At 39.6% G+C, this 19,917-nt stretch carries 17 protein-coding genes; 14 read left to right on the forward strand and 3 right to left on the reverse strand.

What is annotated here, in order from left to right:
• The first annotated feature begins 104 nt into the window (after window positions 1–104).
• The 3 genes from EXE09_RS00830 to hisIE all read left to right on the forward strand — a co-directional run bounded on the left by EXE09_RS00830 (window position 105) and on the right by hisIE (window position 2,653).
• Window positions 105–1,388 (forward strand): FAD-dependent oxidoreductase, encoded by a 1,284-nt coding sequence (locus EXE09_RS00830; protein WP_130116026.1) that lies wholly within the window; start codon window positions 105–107, stop codon window positions 1,386–1,388.
• Window positions 1,375–1,749: a hypothetical protein gene (locus tag EXE09_RS00835; RefSeq protein ID WP_130116027.1), complete on the forward strand. Its 375-nt coding sequence runs from the start codon at window positions 1,375–1,377 to the stop codon at window positions 1,747–1,749. The genes EXE09_RS00830 and EXE09_RS00835 overlap by 14 nt, the downstream gene beginning before the upstream one ends.
• A 109-nt stretch (window positions 1,750–1,858) precedes the next feature.
• The gene (gene hisIE, locus EXE09_RS00840) at window positions 1,859–2,653 is read left to right on the forward strand and encodes a bifunctional phosphoribosyl-AMP cyclohydrolase/phosphoribosyl-ATP diphosphatase HisIE (protein WP_130116028.1); all 795 of its coding nucleotides are present in this window, start codon (window positions 1,859–1,861) and stop codon (window positions 2,651–2,653) included.
• Window positions 2,654–2,718: 65 nt separating this feature from the next.
• On the opposite strand, the gene EXE09_RS00845 is transcribed toward hisIE, so the two are convergent.
• Window positions 2,719–4,899, reverse strand: a complete 2,181-nt coding sequence (locus tag EXE09_RS00845; protein WP_130116029.1) for a PhoX family protein — start codon at window positions 4,897–4,899, stop codon at window positions 2,719–2,721.
• A 286-nt stretch (window positions 4,900–5,185) separates the two neighbouring features.
• Here EXE09_RS00845 and EXE09_RS00850 point away from each other — a divergent pair, with 286 nt between their 5' ends.
• From EXE09_RS00850 to EXE09_RS00900, 11 genes are all read left to right on the forward strand, one after another.
• Window positions 5,186–6,679 (forward strand): UvrD-helicase domain-containing protein, encoded by a 1,494-nt coding sequence (locus EXE09_RS00850; protein ID WP_130112098.1) that lies wholly within the window; start codon window positions 5,186–5,188, stop codon window positions 6,677–6,679.
• Window positions 6,680–6,710: 31 nt separating this feature from the next.
• Window positions 6,711–8,078, forward strand: a complete 1,368-nt coding sequence (locus EXE09_RS00855; RefSeq protein ID WP_130116030.1) for an ATP-binding protein — start codon at window positions 6,711–6,713, stop codon at window positions 8,076–8,078.
• A gap of 18 nt (window positions 8,079–8,096) precedes the next feature.
• Complete coding sequence (locus tag EXE09_RS00860; protein ID WP_130116031.1) at window positions 8,097–9,101, forward strand: AraC family transcriptional regulator; 1,005 nt, start codon at window positions 8,097–8,099, stop codon at window positions 9,099–9,101.
• Between the two features lie 136 nt (window positions 9,102–9,237).
• A complete protein-coding gene (locus EXE09_RS00865) occupies window positions 9,238–9,867 on the forward strand; it encodes a sterol desaturase family protein (RefSeq protein ID WP_130116032.1) in 630 nt (209 codons plus the stop codon).
• Window positions 9,868–10,285: 418 nt separating this feature from the next.
• Window positions 10,286–13,123, forward strand: coding sequence for a monovalent cation/H+ antiporter subunit A (locus EXE09_RS00870; RefSeq protein WP_130116033.1), 2,838 nt, complete (start codon window positions 10,286–10,288; stop codon window positions 13,121–13,123).
• Window positions 13,124–13,126: 3 nt separating this feature from the next.
• Window positions 13,127–13,492: a Na+/H+ antiporter subunit C gene (locus EXE09_RS00875; RefSeq protein ID WP_068975072.1), complete on the forward strand. Its 366-nt coding sequence runs from the start codon at window positions 13,127–13,129 to the stop codon at window positions 13,490–13,492.
• Window positions 13,492–15,294, forward strand: a complete 1,803-nt coding sequence (locus EXE09_RS00880; RefSeq protein WP_130116034.1) for a monovalent cation/H+ antiporter subunit D — start codon at window positions 13,492–13,494, stop codon at window positions 15,292–15,294. Before EXE09_RS00875 ends, EXE09_RS00880 begins: the two co-directional genes overlap by 1 nt.
• Window positions 15,295–15,816: a Na+/H+ antiporter subunit E gene (locus EXE09_RS00885; protein ID WP_130116035.1), complete on the forward strand. Its 522-nt coding sequence runs from the start codon at window positions 15,295–15,297 to the stop codon at window positions 15,814–15,816. It begins immediately after the preceding gene.
• On the forward strand, window positions 15,813–16,088 hold the full coding sequence (locus EXE09_RS00890) for a monovalent cation/H+ antiporter subunit F (RefSeq protein WP_068975069.1): 276 nt from the start codon (window positions 15,813–15,815) through the stop codon (window positions 16,086–16,088). The genes EXE09_RS00885 and EXE09_RS00890 overlap by 4 nt, the downstream gene beginning before the upstream one ends.
• Window positions 16,089–16,124: 36 nt before the next feature.
• Window positions 16,125–16,505, forward strand: a complete 381-nt coding sequence (locus tag EXE09_RS00895; RefSeq protein WP_068975123.1) for a Na+/H+ antiporter subunit G — start codon at window positions 16,125–16,127, stop codon at window positions 16,503–16,505.
• Window positions 16,506–16,577: 72 nt separating this feature from the next.
• Window positions 16,578–17,210: a riboflavin synthase subunit alpha gene (locus EXE09_RS00900; RefSeq protein WP_087552985.1), complete on the forward strand. Its 633-nt coding sequence runs from the start codon at window positions 16,578–16,580 to the stop codon at window positions 17,208–17,210.
• 58 nt (window positions 17,211–17,268) lie between these two features.
• Here the strand turns inward: EXE09_RS00900 and EXE09_RS00905 are convergent, their stop codons facing one another.
• Window positions 17,269–18,162: a metal-dependent hydrolase gene (locus EXE09_RS00905; protein WP_130116036.1), complete on the reverse strand. Its 894-nt coding sequence runs from the start codon at window positions 18,160–18,162 to the stop codon at window positions 17,269–17,271.
• A 303-nt stretch (window positions 18,163–18,465) separates the two neighbouring features.
• The gene (locus tag EXE09_RS00910) at window positions 18,466–19,887 is read right to left on the reverse strand and encodes an FAD-dependent oxidoreductase (RefSeq protein WP_130116037.1); all 1,422 of its coding nucleotides are present in this window, start codon (window positions 19,885–19,887) and stop codon (window positions 18,466–18,468) included.
• Window positions 19,888–19,917 lie beyond the last annotated feature (30 nt).

Genomic DNA, 19,917 nt, shown 5'->3' on the forward strand with positions numbered 1-19,917 from the left:
AAATCCATATTTAGGGGGATTAAATGGTTCACGAATCATTTTTTAACTTGTGTATTCAGTACTTTTTGTTAAATTTAAGATAATTACAAGTACACACTTCAATAATGATTCAAACTAAAATTCAAAAATTTGCCATCATCGGTGCAGGAACCGCAGGGCTTGTCACCGCAATCCTATTGGCACGACAAAATATTCACGTCACTCTATTTGAAAAAGCTGAAAAACTCGAACCTGTGGGTGCAGGCTTATTACTACAACCCTCAGGGCTTGCGGTATTTGAACATTTAGATGTATTGGATGATGCTTTAAAATTGGGTGCAGTCGTTACTGGTCTTGAAGGACAACTGCCAAGTGGCTTTAAACTGGTCGATAGTCATTATGCACAAGCTCATCCAGATTTTTATGGTTTAGGTATTCACCGATCGACTCTCTGTCATGTTCTTGAACATAAATGCCGTGAATATCCTGATTTGATCACATGGCAAATGAATACGGATATTCAACGCATTGAAGAAGCTACAGATGAAATTCGAGTCTATGGTACTGTCAATAGTGAAAAATTCGATCAAGTTTTTGATTGTGTGATTATTGCCAATGGTGCAAGAAGCGAACTCAGACCCAAGTCGTGGGTTAAAGTCGATCAAGCTTATCCGTGGGGTGCAAAATGGACCATTGTTCCTGAATGTTTAGACTTCGATACCCAAATTCTGCATCAGTTTTATGATCGTTCTAAAATCATGATGGGAATCCTGCCAACAGGTGCTATACCAACTGCACCTGAACAACGGCTTTCAAGTGTGTTTTGGAGTTTACCCACAAATCAATTGGGCAATTTTTTACAGACCAATCAAGCACGTTCAGAATGGTTAAAACAAGTTTCAAAACGTTGGTCACCTGTCGCAGATTGGTTAGAACAAGTGATTGCCAATCCTGAAGATAAACAACAATGGCTTTCAGCAAATTATCGTGATGTGGTGATGTCAAAGTTTGGCGAGGGTCGCATTGGTGTGATTGGCGATGCGGCACATGCCATGAGCCCGCAACTTGGGCAAGGTGCAAATATGGCACTTTTAGATGCGTGGGCTTTAGGACAAGCAATTCAAAATTCAAAGCAGAATGAAACCTTAGATTACTCACAGCTTTGGAAAACTTATCACCAACACCGTCAAAGTTCGACAGCCTTTTATCAATTTTTAAGTCGCCTACTCACACCACTCTATCAATCGGAACATTGGTGGGCAGGTGGATTCCGTGACCTGACATTTTCATGGATGTATCGTATTCCCTACTTCCGTAAAGAAATGGCAATTACCGTGTCAGGTTTAAAATCAGGCATGTTTAGTCAGATGAAGTATGAGGAGATTTCAAAGAGAAATGAACATAGATAAATTTTTAAAATTACAGATTCATCAATTAGTTCAAGATTTTCTGCATCGAATGAATCAAAATGATAGCCAAGATTTATTGAAATATAATCAAGTCACGGCTGCCATGCTCGAAGAATTATATGAAGAACTAAACGATTCGTTCGAAAATAACCATCAACTCAGCATCATTCCATTTGATGAGCTCCCTGAAATCATGCCGAAAAACATACCTTTATTTAATATTGAAGTGATGGATGATGGAGACTTCATTAACGAATGTAATATCTATAATTTTGGAAAAATAACAGGCTTGATATTACAAGCTTATATTATCAAACGAAATTCAGTTTTAATCTTAGTTGATCCACTATTTAGGTGGTAAACCAATTAAATAATTTCCAAGATTTTCCGCAAATCATTTCAAATCACGTAAACTATAGACCGCTATCAAATAGCACAAAAATTTTAAATCAATGAATTGGTGAAATCCTATGAACAACTTGCAATGGCTCGATGAAGTAAAATTTAACGAACAAGGACTTATTCCTGCTATTGCACAACATCATCAAACTGGACGCATTTTGATGGTGGCATGGATGAACCGTGAAGCACTGCAACTCACTGCTGAAAAAATGCGTGGTGTATATTTCTCACGTTCACGTAATAAATTGTGGTTCAAAGGTGAAGAGTCTGGACATTTTCAAACCGTTTATGAAATCCGATTAGACTGCGATGCAGATGTGATCGTATTACAAATCGAACAAGAAGGTGGCATTGCTTGTCATACAGGTCGTGAGTCTTGTTTCTATCGCAAACTCACACCAAATGGTTGGGAAATTGTCGATGCTCAACTCAAAGACCCGAATGCAATTTATGGCAAGTCTGATGAGCATACTTCAACCAATCCACATACACTTGCAATGAATGCTTCAAATGCACAATCTGAACAAGTTGAAGTCTTGGATTACTTAGGCAAAATGATGGCTGAACGTAAATCTGCCGATCCTGAATCATCTTATGTTGCCAAGCTCTATCATAAAGGCTTAAACAAAATCTTAGAAAAAGTCGGTGAAGAAAGTTTTGAAACTGTGATTGCAGCCAAAGAATATCAAGCACATGCCAACGAAGATAATAAAAACGATTTAATCTACGAAGTGGCTGATGTATGGTTCCATACCATTGTGATGTTAGGTTATTTCGACCTTGATGTGCAATTGGTGCTCAATGAATTGGCACGTCGCCAAGGGCTTTCAGGCTTAGTTGAAAAAGCCAATCGTGATCATTAATTTTGATTCATTTGAAATAAAAATCCCGTGCAATTGCACGGGATTTTTTATGCTCTTAATCTATATTAAGAAGATTTCTTTTCAACAGAAGGTGCAACAGGATCAGCGGTAATATAACCGACTGCTGCAGCAAACTTATTGTTATAGTTTGTATTAATTGCTGCATCTAATTCCGCAAGTAAGCTTGTTGTTAAGCCACTACGAGAACCATCTGCATTGTCTTTGTAGAAACGATTCCACTCATCACCAGGATGCTGGAAGTTGCTCATGATATATGTCCAACCATTCACCTCATCCACAGCATGTAAACCTGTAGATTCAGCACCCGCTGGTGCAGATAAAATACGATCTAATTTTTTCGTATCAACGTTATACGCCCAAAGGTAATTATTGATATGGTTACCAGAATCTTCACCGATAAACAAAGTACGAAGTTTCTCTGAATATTTTAAATTGTCAGGACTCGCAATTTTTTCAGGGTCAGCGGTATTCCCTAAACTATCAAAACTAATATCGACGCCACGTAATAATAAACTGGATTCACTAGGTACCCACTCACTGTTAATTACGGTATTGGTATTGTCTTTCTGACCACCTGTTAACTTATGTTCTAAAATTCCGCCTGCCGTAATTTTCGGGAACTTCACATTGTGTTCAGCGAGATAACCACTACCACCTTCAACCATTGAATCCACAATGTTTGCTAAAGCTGAATACGCTTTTTTATCCGCAACATTCACTGTGGTGCCTTCATTTTTGGTGAGCGCCATAGAAGCACCAACAAATGCTGCATAGCGGTGAGTCTCAAGGAACGCTGCTGCAAGCTTAGTCTTATCACTCGTGTCTTTCAATTTAAGATAGACACCTGTTTTACTTAAATAAGTAAACTTAAAGCCTTGTGCTTCTAACTCTGCTTTTTGCGTTGCTTGTTGTGTTTTTAAACGCGCTTTTGCCGCATCTGCCAAAGCTTTTTGCTCTGTTGTCGGATTAGCCGCATCAATTGCAGATTTTTCAGCAGGAGTTGCATCGGTTGGATATTTAACAACTTGTAAAACTGATTCAAAAATATCTGTTGCTTTAATTCCACTTTTAATCAGATTCTCAATCTCTGCACTGGTCGCGTGACCAAGCTTAATCCATGAAATCTTACCAGCTGTAGTATCCGTCAATTGTGTAATGAATTTTGCAACATACAAAGTTCCAGCAGATAAATCCTTTTCTTTATCCGCAACAAACATGAATAAGCCACCATTGGTATAATCATCCCCCATGAGCACTGTACGATTATCTGCAAAGACTTGTACCAACTCATGTGAAATACGACCTAGACAATAATGCTTTTTCACTGAACCGGTACCATCTGCTTTCACTGTGATTTCTGGTAAATGACCATAGTTATATGGATTTGCAGAAGTTTCATCACCATATATATTTTTACTAAATGCTTTGAGTGTCGATAATGATTGACCTAATTTTTGGTCGAATGCATCTGGTTCATATTCTTCACTCGAAAGATGTGTGCCCCATGGTGAAAGACTCGCACCACAAGTAATCCAAAGACCATGCGCACTTGAAGTATCTACATTATGGTATTTGATTAGTGATAAATGACCCGTTTTAGGATCTTGGTCAAGTGTTAGCACTGCGATTGGAGAAGATAACTTTCCATACGTATCTCCACCTGCTTGATCTTTAGACAAATATTCAAATTGTACGACATGAAAAACAGGGTTACCTTTTACGCCCAAAGTCTTTTTATCGGCATCCGTGAAATCTTTACCAGTTGCTTGTTTAAAGCTAATTAGAGAACTACCATCTGGACAATCTGAAAAGAATTGACGTTCTTTACCTGTAACAGACTTATCGATAATCGGTTGATTTTTAATATCATAATAACCACCCGCAATGATTTGACCACCTTTACCATCAGGTACTTTGGTACCTGTCAGGAAGAATGGCTTATAACCCAATTGATATTCTGTTTTACTGCCATCATCCCAACTGATTGAAAGTTTAGATGTACAAGCTGTCGTCGCCATCACAGCAACTGTGGTTGGAGCAGCCATTGGTGTAAATGTTGCTGTTTTTAATTTAGCAGGATTAACCACTGGTGTTGTAGTGTCATTACTGTCATTGCATCCTGCTAATGTCGCAGATGTTGCCATCGCCCCAAGCGGAAGAAAAGGAATGCTGGCTAACCATGTAAGGACTTCACGACGTGTGTGTTGGTTGGCTGAATTTGTCATAATATTTCCACAATATTTTAGAATTTTTCCCTGCTTGAGTGTAAAAATCTGTTATGACAATTTCGTTTCACTTTTAAGTCACTTTCAAGACAAAAACTTAAAAAATTCATATCATGATAAATATGAAGTACTAAGCAATACTTTGATTCTCATTCTAATGTATCAAATTTTATTGTAGAGCTTTGTTGCCGTCATTTCCTAAAGAGATTTAACCCAAGCGCTTAGTAAACTTTGCTATACTTCTGGCTCGATTAAATTTTCAACTGAATAAGATTTTATAAATACTGTGCCTCATTCTTTTAGCCCGACTCATGAACAAAATTTTGCCATTGCAGAAGCAAAAAAGGGACAATCCTTTAAAGTGATTGCCTATGCTGGGACAGGTAAAACCACCACACTTCAGTTGATCAGTGATGCAATGCCTGAACGACGTGGCATGTATTTGGCATTTAATAAGGCAATTGCATCTGAAGCACAGAATAAATTTCACCAAAATGTAAATTGTCGTACCTTTCACTCCTTGGCATTTCGTAGCGTACCGCGTGGTGTTACTGACAAATTAAGATTGCCTCGTTTAAGCCCAAGTTTTATTGCCAAAGAATATCGCCTAGAACCCATTACACTTAGACGCTTGATGGGCGGACGCTATGAAAAATATGTGCTGATGCCAAGCCGTTTAGCCAGTTTGGTCGCGAATGCTGTCAGTTATTTCTGTTCCACCAGTTCTCAGTATCCTGCTCCTCGCCATATCCAAGCACCGAGTTGGTTACATCCTGATGATGTGGAAAGCTTACAGACCCATTTATATAAATCTGTTGAAAGACGTTGGTTAGAGTCGATTGATCCGAATCACCAAGCAGGGATTGGACACGATATTTATTTAAAATTGTGGGCATTGTCAGATCCGTTTATTCCCGCAGATTATGTGCTATTTGATGAAGCCCAAGATGCCGATCCACTCATGCTCGGTATTTTACTGCGTCAACGCAATACCCAAGTGATCTATGTCGGCGATGCCCATCAACAAATTTATGCATGGCGTGGTGCGGTGAATGCGATGCAACAAATGCCACTGCCTGAATCAAGACTTACAACTTCATTCCGTTTTGGCGATGCCATTGCTGATGTTGCAAACAACCTATTAAGCGCACTTGATGAAACTGTCCCTTTATTGGGTAATCCAGATATGAAGTCCAGTGTGGTGAATAAACCCCATACCAAAATGCGCGATGCAATTTTGTGCCGAACCAATGCCCGTGCAATGGAACTCCTCCTTTCAGGTTTAGTACAAGGTGACAAAGTCAGTTTGCAAGCCGATCATGTCAAACTCAATCGCTTTGTCGATGCAGCCAGTTTGCTCAAACAAGGTAAGCGTGTGGTCGATGTTCCTGAACTGGCTTGGTTTAACTCTTGGCATGATGTGCATGAATATTGTGAAACCAATGATGGCAGTGATATCAAGCCTTTAGTGAAATTGGTCGATGATCATGGTACAGAACCTCTCAAAAAAGCACTTGCTAAAATCACCCCGATAGAGCAAGCTGATTATGTGATCTCTACTGCACATAAAGCCAAAGGCTTGGAGTGGAACCGTGTCCATATCGAAGATGATTACCAATTTAAAATAAATGGTTTAGAGCATAAAATCAGTGATGAAGAATTAAGATTATTATATGTGGCATGTACCCGTGCCAAAGTCAGCTTAAATATTCACCATATCTATGACCTCGTACAACAATTGAAAGTCAAAGCACCCTTAAAAAATAAAGCAACGGCATAAGCGTCGTTGTCATTCGATTTATAGGTATCCTATGAAATTAGAAGCAATTCAATTTCGGCACACATATCATTTTGCCGACTTAAAAATAAATTTTGATTATAAAAATAAGCCTATTACACTGATTGTGGGTGATCAAGCCAGTGGAAAAACAGCAATCATTAAAAATATGTACCAAGCGCTGACATGGTTCCCTGCACGCCTTAAGGATTTACGTACCCCAGGTGTCGTCATGTCCGACCAAGACATTATGGCGGATCGGGTACAATCCAAAATAGATGTTCAAATCAGCTTTCCGACTGAAATTGGGAAATTACCTGAAAGTGAAACAACTGCTGAAAAAGATCTCAATCGCTGTGATTGGCAACTCTATAAAACACTCAACAGTAGTGGAGTCGGTATCAGCAAAGTTGAATTACAACAATTAGAACAAGTGGTTGGGCTATATAACCAAGCAATTAAAAATGATCCTATTCAAGGCTTTCCACTGATTGCCTATTATCCTGCTGAACGCTTTGTCAATGAAATCAATGTACTCAGCAAAAACAACCCAGCTGTTCTATATCCGCACAATGCTTATGAACTTGTGCCAATTCCATATACGACTTTTGCTCGTTTTTTTGAATGGTTCAGAGAAATTTGTGATATTGAAAATGCACAAACAGCACAACTGTTTCAAAGTATCTTAGCGCAAAAACAAGAACCAACATCTGTAGAAAGCTTACAAAATATCTTGTTTCATGCACGTTCACAACTCCATGCACCTAGCTTACAAGCGCTCAAAAAAGCCTTGAATATTGTGATTCCAGAAGTAACTGATATTTTCCTAGAGTATCAGCCCAAATTACAATTGATGGTGACCTATAAAAATCAAAGCTTTTGCTATCAACAACTTTCCAACTCGGTAAAAAATTGGATCGGACTTGTTGGTGACCTAGTACGCCGTATGTGTCTGCTCAATCCTCTTAGCTTATTCCCATGTGAAGAAGGTGATGGAATTTTGTTAATTGATCAAATTGATGTGGATTTAGATCAGTTTGGTTTGCAGTTGATTTTAGAACGATTGAATCAAGCTTTTCCACGTTTACAAATTATTGCTACGGCGAGCCATGAAGAATTACTCGATCAAGCAGATGAATATCAATGCTTTAAACTGGAAAATAAACAACTCTACGAAGTCAAAGCCAATTCCACATGGTTAGAATATCAAGACATTTATGAAAATTTATTGAAACATAGCACTGAAACTTCGGAACAAGAACTACTTGAACCGAGTATGCAAATGGTCAATGTACAAAAACTATTTCAGCAATATCAGCATTTAAGTAAAGAGCAACAAAGTGAATTAAGACAGCTCATCCAATCAGGGGATGACACTTCTTCACAAGAATCTTTGTTATAAAAAATTCAGTTGATGTCGATGATTGATACAAAAAGTAGTGACGCAGGAATTTTCCTATGGATGACTTATCAAGCCATGCAACAGATGGGCTTAGATGCGGCTGCTATTTTCCAAAGCGTCCATTTACCTGATCAAGCGCCTGATAAAAACATTCGCCGTGCAAACTCGACCCAACAACGCTTTTGGCAAGCGGCTGAAAAAATTAGTGATGATCCCTATGTCGGTTTACACGTCGGTGTAAACATGCCTACTTTTCGTGGGCAAGTGATTGAATATTTATTTTTGAGTAGCTCAACCTTTGGTGAGGGACTTGAACGTACACTCAAATATCAAAAGGTGTTGAGTAGTGCATTTCATCTTGAATTACAAAAGAATAATGAACATGCTTTTCTGACAGGTTTTCAGCACCCTGTCCGACACTATCAAGATTGTGCAATTAGCATATTAGTGAATTTTTTTCGTTATATATCTGATGGAAAATTTCGAGTCGATCACATCCAGCTCCCCTATTCTAAAGACATTGATGCCAAAGAATACGAACATCAATGGCAATGTCCTGTTGAGTTTGGTCATATACAAGGGCGACTTTGCTTCGATTCAGACATTCTCAATCTGCCATCTCCAGCCGCAGAACCCGATTTATTAAAGATTCATGAGAATATTGCAGAACAACAATTAGAAATTTTAGAAAAACACCAGTTGATTGATGAGATAGAAAAAATACTGGCGAGTGGTGTACTCGAATCTGGGCAGTTTGATCAAGAATACATTGCAGAACTACTGCAAAAAAATCCAAGAACGTTGCGTGCGGATTTACAGTTAATTAACAGCAGCTATGAAAAAATTTTAGCCAATTATCGTGAAAAGTTGTCCCGTAAACTTTTAGCCTATACCCAAGAAAATATCGATCAAATCGTTTATCTCACAGGCTTTTCAGAACCTTCAGCATTTTCAAGAGCTTTCAAAAAATGGACAGGTGAAACGCCTACAGCCTATCGACAAAGGAAAATAAATAACAGTTGAATAAAGCACCTAAATAGAAGTCTTTAACCGCTGTATTTGACAAATTAGGCAGAAATTTTCATGTCATTTCAGTCAAAAAAATAAATAAATATTTGCTTAAACTTGATAAAAATTAAATATATGACAAGGTGCTATTATGCTAGGTTTTCCAATGGGTTTATTCGTTGCCAATGGCATGGAGTGGTATTTTCATAAAGTCTGGTTACATGAATTTCCAACAAAATATCGCAATAGCCCTTTTTTCACCCATATCGCACATCATAAACGTGCTCGTTTAAATGCTTTTCATGATAAAGGCTATGCTGAGTCGATGTTCAAAAATGCTGAAATTTATAATGAAAAAACAGCATTGATTGCGTTATCTGTTGCTGCTACACCATTATTGCCAATTGCACCCTTTTTCACTGCTGGTCTGTATTATGGCATTTGGAATTATTGGAAAGTTCATGCCAAGTCGCATCTAGACCCTGAATATGCAAAGAAAAGAATCCCATGGCATTATGATCATCACATGACCAGTAATCAAAATGCTAACTGGTGTGTGACCAAGCCGTGGTTTGATTACATCATGGGTACACGTGTCATGACGGATGCTTCAGTGACTGAAACCAATCCATTAGCGATTGCGATGCCGAACTGGTTAGAAAAACGTGTTAATAAAATTGCACGGCGTATTTTACCAAAAGCATTTGCCAAAATTGAGCAGAATACTCAATCTGATCTTCAAAATATGCGACAAGGAATCGAAGTGGCGCTTGCGAGTTAAATCAACTTAGTTAGCACAGCTCTCACAAATCTTTTCTCATATGGTGAAATCTCAACAACTGAGATTCCACCATTTATATTCCCCTCCTTTCATCCTAATCCTCACACCACCCCCTTCATGAATATTTTTCAAACAATATAACCGTGCGATAGCGCGTATAATTTACAATGTTTGCGTAAAAAAAGACAAAATAAATTGATGTTATTCTGTTCATGTAATAAGATGAAAATGTCGATTTTGATTCGATTTTATCAATCTAAATTGATTTTCTAATCGTTTTCTCAAGTTGCGCAACACAACTGTTTTTTACTTATTAATTTAATTCGGCTTTCAAGATTTAAGTTATTGGACTGTTCTTTGCACTCCTCAAATCCTTGAAAGATAAAATTCACATAGGTTTTACAACCTATTCAAGACAATGGATATCCGTGTGCTACCGATTATTATCCTACTTCCGTTAATACTTGGCACAACCCTTGTCCTCTGGCTAAAACAATTCTCTCGAGGAATTACAGCTTTAGGGGCAATTGGAGTCAGTTTAAGCAGTTTCATCCTGCTCCTGACTCAAGCCAAACCTGTATTGAATGGTCAATCCATCTTAGAGCACTGGCAATGGCTACCTCAAGTTGGAATTGATTTAAGCTTCCGCTTAGATGCATTGAGCTTAATCTTTTCGTTGCTGATCACAGGCATCGGTACGCTGATTTATATCTATGCCTATTACTATCTCAGTCCTAAAAACTCTCTCAGCAAACTCTATACTTTATTGATGTTATTCATGGCAGCCATGTTGGGTATTTCGCTGTCGAATAACTTAATTATTTTGTTGGTTTTTTGGGAACTCACCAGTATTTCTTCATTCCTTTTGGTCGGATATTGGAGCAATTACGATGCAGCCCAAAGAGGCTCACGTATGGCGCTCACCATTACAGGAATGGGTGGTTTAGCCATGCTCGGTGGCTTTATTCTATTGGGGCAAATTGCGGGAACGTATCAAATTGATCAACTCACAGGTATGGCGCAACACATTCAAAATAGTGCCTTATTTGTTCCTGCTTTATTACTGATTTTATTAGGTGCTTTTACCAAAAGTGCGCAATTCCCGTTCCATTTTTGGTTACCTAATGCAATGGCAGCACCAACGCCTGTTTCAGCATATTTGCACTCTGCAACGATGGTAAAAGCAGGGATTTTCCTTGTTGCCCGTTTGCTTCCTATTTTTGTCGGCTCTGCACTATTTCATAATCTTGTGACCACGATTGGTCTTTTCACATTATGTATGGCAGCTTTTTTTGCCATCTTTAAAGAAGATTTAAAAGGTCTATTGGCTTATTCAACGATCAGTCACTTAGGTCTGATCATGTGTTTACTTGGAATTGGTTCTCCGCTCGCTGTCGCTGCGGCAATTTTCCACATCATTAACCATGCCACGTTCAAAGCAGCATTGTTCATGATTGCGGGGATTATTGACCATGAATCTGGTACGCGTGATTTAAGAAAGCTTAGTGGTTTATGGCAACTTCTTCCATTCACAGCCACGCTGACGATGATCACTGCTGCAAGTATGGCAGGTGTTCCATTGACCAATGGTTTCTTATCCAAAGAAATGTTCTTTACTGAACTTTTGGCAAATTTATCGGGTGCTTATGTTGTTTTAGCAGCCATTGTTGCAACATTGGCGGGGTTATTTGCTGTTGCCTATTCTGTTCGCTTGGTTCACGGCGTATTCTTTGATGGTGATGTGGGTCGTGATGTTCCAAATAAAGATGCACATGAACCGCACATTGGTATGCGTGCGCCTGCAATATTATTGGCAATATTATGTATTTTAGTGGGGCTACTTCCTGCACTCTTGGTAGAAAATATTGTCAATGCAGGAACCAAAGCAACGACACAACTTCCGCAATTTGAAGGTGTTCATTTAGCCATTTGGCATGGGTTTAATCTGCCTCTATTGATGAGTGCGATTGCATTAGTCGGTGGTGTGATTTTCTACTTTGCCTTAGCCAAAGGTGGACGTATCCGTGAAATCGACCTAGACCCAAGTTTAGGGCGTTTGCAAGGTAAATTGCTATTTGAAGATTTCCTCAAAAATCTATTACTCATTTCGCGCAAAATTAAAAAGAAAACTGAAACAGGTTCTTTGCAGAACTATTTATTGTGGATTTTAGTATTTAGTGTTGTATTGGTTGCAACACCATTTATTGGTCAAAATATTACAACAGGTACGCGAGAACTAACACACGCGCCACTCGTTGCAATTGTCCTATGGTTACTCCTCTTCTCAGCATGTTGGATGATGTTGTGGTTTCATCATGAGCGTATCAAAGCCGTCTTAATCAGTGGTGCGGTAGGTTTAGTGGTCACTATGATTTTTGTGACCTTATCTGCACCTGATTTAGCTTTGACGCAAATCACAGTTGATGTGGTGACTACTGTTTTACTGCTCATGAGCTTGTCACTACTTCCGCAACTGACACCATATGAATCAAGTCGTACACGACGTTGGCGTGATGCTGTCATTGCCATTGGTGGTGGTTTAGGCATCAGCTGGATTGCATGGTTGATCATGACCCGCGACCACAATTCAATTTCGTGGTTCTTTGTACAGCAATCGCTTCCACTCGGCGGTGGTTCGAATATTGTCAATGTCATCCTAGTAGACTTCCGTGGCTTCGATACCTTTGGTGAGATCACCGTACTCGGTATCGCTGCAATTGGCGCACTGTGTTTAATGGATGGTATGCGTGCGCACGGTACAACCATGACCGAAGGTCTAAGTTACCGTTTTAACCCATCTCCATTGATGTTCCGTATGACTGCATCTTGGGTTTTGCCGATTGCACTCGTCGTGAGTTTATTCATTTTCCTACGTGGACATAATTATCCTGGCGGTGGTTTTATTGCAGGCTTAATCACCTCTATGGCATTGATCATTCAATATATTGCACTTGGACAAGATCAAGCCGAGCACATGCTCAGAGCCAAGTCTGGTCGCTTATATGAAGTTTGGATCGGTTTAGGATTAATCATTGCAGGCTTAACAGGTGTTGCTGCATGGCTTTGGGGTCGTCCATTCTTGACCAGTGCGCATGTTTATGTGGAATCGAGTCTGTTTGACACCTTCCACTTTGCATCAGCAGCTGCATTCGATTTAGGTGTATATGGCACAGTGGTTGGTGCAACCATGTTGCTCATTTCTGTTCTTGGCGACTCTCGACATTCAAGTATGTCGGGTCCTGTACCAAAGGAGTAATTCATGATCAGTTTAGAATTTTTAATTGCAACTGGGATTGGATTATTGGTTGCCACGGGTATTTATTTGATTCTACGTGCACGTACCTTCCCTGTAGTTTTAGGTTTGGCAATGATCGGCTATGCGGTGAATATCTTTCTTTTTGCAATGGGAAGACTACAAACCAATTCACCTGCGATACTCACCCAAGCACATAAAGTCACCGATCCCCTTCCACAGGCTTTGGTACTGACTGCAATTGTGATTGGTTTTGCCACCACAGCTTTTATTGTGCAATTGGCACTACGCAGTCGTTTTGAGTCGGGTACTGACCATGTCGATGCCAAAGAAGAACAGAGTAACTTTGACCCGCGTGAGGATGAGCCATAATGAGCAGTTTTTTAAATTTTTGGTCCGCTCATTCTCCAATTTTCAGTATATTAATTCCTGCATTCACAGGTTTTGTGCTGATTTTATTGGGTAATCCAGGTTCAGGTTCTTTAAAACAGGATTGGCGTCAGCCGTGGCGTAGAGGCATCAGCTTAATTTCCGTATTACTGGGATTAGCCACTGCGATCAGCTATTTGATTCAAGCCAATACTGGAAAAATCTTTGTTTACCAACTCAGTGAATGGACAGCGCCTTTTGGTATCGTAATGGTCTTAGACCGCCTTTCTGCGCTGATGCTTGTGCTAACTTATGCCCTTGCTGCACCGATTTTATGGTTTGCCAGTAAAGAATGGGATGAGCGTGGGCGATATTTCCATGCGATGTTCCATTTATTATTAATGGGACTATGTGGTGCGTTCCTCACAGGCGATTTATTTAACCTATTCGTTTTCTTTGAAATATTGTTAATGGCATCCTATGTGCTGTTATTGCATGCACAAGGTAAAGCTCGCTTTCAACTTGGTATTCATTACGTCACCATTAACCTATTGGCTTCTGCACTGTTCCTGATTGGGCTTGGCATGATCTATGGTAGTGTCGGTAGCTTAAATATGGCTGACGTTGCACGTATCTTACCAACACTGGAAAATGATCAACATCGTTTGGCAATTGCAGGTGGATTACTACTCTTCGTTGTATTTGGTATTAAAGCTGCGATGTTACCCGTCGGTTTTTGGCTTCCAAAAACCTATGCTGTGGCGACCACGCCTGTTGCAGCAATATTTACCATCATGACCAAAGTTGGGATTTATGCAATTTTACGTGTCAATGGTACGGTGTTTAATGATGCGCTTGGGCAATCACTGTTAAACACATGGTTACTCCCGATCGGCTTACTGACATCACTGTATGGCGCCATTGGAGCATTGGCTTCAGAGCGTTTAAGACGCTTTGTTGGATTCATGGTACTGTCTTCAATAGGCACTATCTTAGTAGCGATCTCACTATCAAATACGCAAGCTTGGGCAGCGGGCTTATATTACTTAGTCCACAGTACCATTATCGCAGCGTCATTCTATTTATTGTGTGGCTGGATCACCTCACAACGTGGGCCGTTTAAAGATCATTTAAAAGTTGCACCAAAAATGAAGCAAGAGAAAGCCATTTCTATTGCATTCTTTTTAATTGCACTAATGATGGCTGGTCTACCCCCATTTAGTGGGTTCTTAGGCAAAGTTCTACTTCTACAAGCAACTGCCAATCATGCTTTTCAGATCACGATTATTGTGATTATTCTCATTGTGAGTTTATTGAGTATCATTGCATTTACACGTGCTGGTTTTATCCTGTTTTGGAGAGCAACAACACCTGAAAGCAACCCAGAAGAAGAAACGTTTATTACCTATCAACAATTGCCGAATCAAGCCCCTGCTCGTAATGATAAAACCATTTATTTATTACTTGCTGGATTGATCGCCTATGTTGCCTATGCTGCACCTATTTTAAGCTATGTTGAAAAAACAGCTGCTCAAATCACAGATGCACCATTGTATCAACACAGTATTTTAAAAACAGATGAGCATGGTCAGGTCATTAGTGTTGAACCATTCGATCCAAACTATGTCCCTGAAACTAAATATAATGGTGAAATGGTAGATCCAAATGCACATTATATTCCGTATCTGATTAGCCCCGAGACTTTAAAGGGTGAGCATATTTCTGAATATAAAAAGCGTCAGATCCAAGGGCAAGAGCAACAACAGCAAGTTGAAAATGATCAACTCAAACCAATGGAGCAATAAATGCAAAAAAATTCTTTATTCGCTCGGATAGTACCACATCCATTTGTTTCGGTCATTGTGGCAATGAGTTGGTTAATGTTGAATCACAGCGCAGCGTTATTTGATGTTGTTGTTGCGATTGTTCTAGGCTTGATCATTCCCAAACTGATACAGCCGTTTATTGTAAATACGCCGAATATTCATTGGAATATTGCAATAAAACTATTCTTTGTGGTGCTGTGGGACATTATCATTTCAAATGTTAGAGTGGCAAAACAAGTACTCGGCTCAACCAAAAATCTTGAGCCGAAATGGTTTCGTGTGCCATTAGAAACTGACCATGAGCATGTCAATACTTTACTCGCGATGATCATCACCACAACTCCAGGAACCGTCAGTGCTGGGATTGACCAAGAACGTGGCGACATCCTTGTACATGCCTTAAGCTGTAGTGACCCAGATGCTGAAATTGAAGCGATTAAACAACGCTACGAAGTACCATTGATTGAAATTTTTGATGTTCAGCAAGGAGATAACACATGATCATTCTTCCTTATGTTTTAGGTCTTTGTTTACTTGCTGTCACCATCTCCATGCTATTGTGTTTAATTCGTCTTGTCATGGGACCCTCGATTGTTGATCGCTTGTTGGCACTCGATACTTTGTTTTTAAATGCCACCTGTTTAATCGTCATCCTTGCAATTTATTGGGCGAGTACCAATATGTTTGAAGGCGCTTTACTGGTTGCAATGCTTGGTTTCGTCTCTACCGCTGCACTTGCCCGTTATTTCACAACGGGTCATGTAATCGATTAAGGAGAACTATCATGGAGAATCAACATGGGAAATAATATGCAACTCCTCATGGAAATTTTGGTTTCTTTCTTTTTGATCGTCGGTGCATTTTTCACGTTGGTCGGTGGTATCGGCATGGTCAAACTACCCGATTTGTTTATGCGATTACATGCACCTACCAAGTCAAGTACTTTGGGTTTAGGAAGTTTTTTAATTGCAGGGATGATTTATGCAGCATTTAATCATCGACTTGGTTTTGCTGAGATTTTGATTACACTACTCGCATTTATCACGGCACCTGTATCTGCAAATTTGATTGCACAAGCTGCGATTCATTTGCGTTTACGTTCAACCTCGGGTGATGTACCTGAAGCGATTAATCGACCATTGCCATGGCAACGCCAAAAGGTCATCAAACAATTTAAAGATGAGATTTAAATTATACTGAGACTCTGTCTTTGCTTTTAAATCTCTACAATAAAAGTCGCTCCCCAAATAAAGAGTATCAATATGTACACAGGCATCGTTCAAGGCTTAGAAAAAGTTGTCAATATTCAACAAGGTGACAATTTCACGACCTTATACATCTCCAATGAAAATCATTTTTTTGATGATATTTTTATTGGTGCCAGTGTTGCCATTGATGGTACGTGTTTAACTGCGACAGGCTACGATCCTGTTTTAAATATGGTGTCTTTTGATGTGGGTGCTTTCACCACTTCATTAACAACTTTGGGTTTTTTAAACATTGGCGATGAAGTCAATATCGAGCGTTCCATCAAAGCGGGGATGGAAAATGGTGGACATAATCTGTTTGGTCATATCGAAGGCATGGCAAGCATTAAAGATGTGGTACATACGGGTGAAACTGTGCATATCGACCTTGTAATCCCTGACGACAATATCAAATACTTCTTTAAGAAAGGTTTTATTGGCTTACAAGGCTGTAGTTTGACCGTCAATCGAGTTGATCGTAAAACCAATGAAATCTCAGTGGATTTAATTCCAGAAACGCTTCGATTAACGACGTTTAAACATGTACAAATCGGTGGAAAATTAAATTACGAAATTGATCAAATGACCCGTACGATGGTGGATACACTCGAAAGTATCCATGAACGATTAAACAATAAAATGGAATAAAATCTATTTCCCAATAAAAAAGCCAATGATCAACATTGGCTTTCTTTTATTAAATCAATCAACTATAAAGTTGCGGGTGGACTTCCTCCTGGAAGCTTTCCATCCCATATTCATCTGCTAAACGCTCTTTCCAGTATGCCACGATTTTTGAATAATCAATTTCATCAGGATGAAAATCAGCTTTGTAATAAGACAGATATTCAGGAATCAGTGAAATCAACATTTTTGAAATCATATAAATACCAAAAATATTTTGTGGAATCTTCGGTAAGCTCTTTTTCCAGTCCTGCATGAACAGACGTGATGCAGAATAGAAGGTCAAACTTGCAAAACCAGTCGTCACATTACGCATGACTGTACGACGCGTACGATCATCTTTATACAACGCTTGATACACATCAAAAGCCACTGAACGATGCTCAATTTCTTCGATCGCATGCCAAACCCAGAGCTTAATCGCATCCTCATCTAAGGTCTGCAATACTTCTGGATTACGCAGAATATAACCACCAAGCAAAGCGGTAAAATGCTCAAAAGCAGCTGTTACTGCTAGTTGCAATTTCGGATGCACACTTTTAATAAATGCATCACGACGTCCCAACCATGCTTGGAAACTATCTAAATTATAATCATCACGACGCCAAGCATCATTAAACTCAGTATGAGCTTTGGAGTGCATCGCTTCTTGCCCAATAAAAGCGGCAATTTGAGCTTGCAATTTTTCATCGGTAATTTTATCACGTACATTTCTTACACTATGAATAAAGAACTGTTCGCCGATTGGAAATGTCGAGGACAGTGCTGTGAGTAAATGGGACATCACAGGTGAATTGGCAAAGAAATGTCTGCGAATTTTTTTAGGATTAAAGTCTGGTTTACGAACTTTAATGCCAATGGCTTTAGGACGGTTTAAATATGATTTTTTTTCTGCCGTCGCTTGAACTGTAGACATCGGTCTTATCCTACATTTGTCTGAAATCTATTCTATCTTGGCAGATTCAATTTTTTTGTATATTGCAGAATAAATCACAGAATGGCGAAAATGCTCACATTGTCAATTCAGCCACATCAATTATATCTCATTGTTGTCATTATTTTCATAATAACCATTATTTATTAATGCCTTAGCAACCCATCCAGACAAGTAAAATAATTCACATTTTGTCACTAAAACCTACAAACATCCGATAAAACAAAACCCGCATTGCTGCGGGTTTTGGAAATGGGTCTTTGGAATTTAAACGTTATCGTCCAATCAAACGTCAAGGTAATCCAAAATACCTTCTGCTGCTTCACGCCCTTCCCAGATTGCTGTAACAACCAAGTCAGAACCACGAACCATGTCACCGCCCGCAAAGATTTTTGGATTCGATGTTTGGAATTTATATTGTTGCTTTTCAGCAGCCAGTACGCGACCAGAACCATCAAGGTTAATGTTCGCATCTGCAAACCAATCTGCTGGTGATGTGCGGAAACCAAATGCAAGTAATACCGAATCAGCAGATAGAATTTCTTCAGAACCTGGAATTGGTTCAGGACTACGACGACCGCGGCTATCTGGCTCACTCAATTGAGTGGTTACAAATTTCACACCTGTAACTTTGCCGTTTTCACCCACGATTTCAATCGGTTGACGGTTGAATTGGAATTCAACGCCTTCTTCACGTGCATTTTTCACTTCACGACGTGAGCCTGGCATGTTTTCTTCATCACGACGATACGCACATGTTACAGACTCAGCGCCTTGACGAATCGAGGTACGGTTACAGTCCATTGCAGTATCACCACCACCTAACACGATGACTTTTTTACCTTCAACACTGATGTATTCTGATGGGTCTTTTTCCCATCCTTGAGTACGGTTGACATTGGCAATCAAGAAATCAAGTGCATCAACAACACCATCTAGATCTTCACCCGCAAAACCGCCTTTCATATAAGTGTATGTTCCCATACCCATGAACACAGCATCGTAGTCTGTAAGGAGTTGATCAATGGTGATATCTGTACCAATTTCAGTGTTTAAACGGAATTCAACGCCCATACCAGTGAAAATTTCACGGCGGCGTTTCATTACATCTTTTTCCATTTTAAATTCTGGAATACCGAATGTTAGAAGACCACCAATTTCAGGACGTTTATCAAATACAACGGGCTTCACACCATTACGCACAAGAATGTCTGCACAACCTAAGCCTGCAGGCCCTGCACCAATGATTGCAACTTTTTTATCTGTCCATTTGACATGTGACATGTCTGGACGCCAGCCCAAAGCAAAGGCTGTATCATTGATGTATTTTTCAGCATTACCAATAGTCACTGCACCAAAGCCATCATTTAAGGTACAAGCACCTTCACATAAACGATCTTGTGGGCATACGCGACCACAAACTTCAGGCAAAGTATTGGTTTGGTGACAAAGTTCAGCCGCTTGAAAAATACGACCTTCTGCAATCAGCTTTAACCAGTTTGGAATATAGTTATGTACAGGACATTTCCATTCACAATACGGGTTACCACAACCTAAACAACGGTGGGTCTGATTTGCTGCCACTTCCGCTGTAAAAGGTTTATAAATTTCCACAAACTCTGCTTTGCGGACATTAATATCTTTTTTCTCTGGATCTTGGCGTGCTACATCCAGAAATTGAAAGTCATTATTTAGGCGCTCTGCCATGTCTCTCTCCGTGGGTGAGCGTGGATAACT

This window comes from Acinetobacter sp. WCHAc060025 (assembly GCF_004209355.1).
Lineage (GTDB): Bacteria > Pseudomonadota > Gammaproteobacteria > Pseudomonadales > Moraxellaceae > Acinetobacter > Acinetobacter wuhouensis.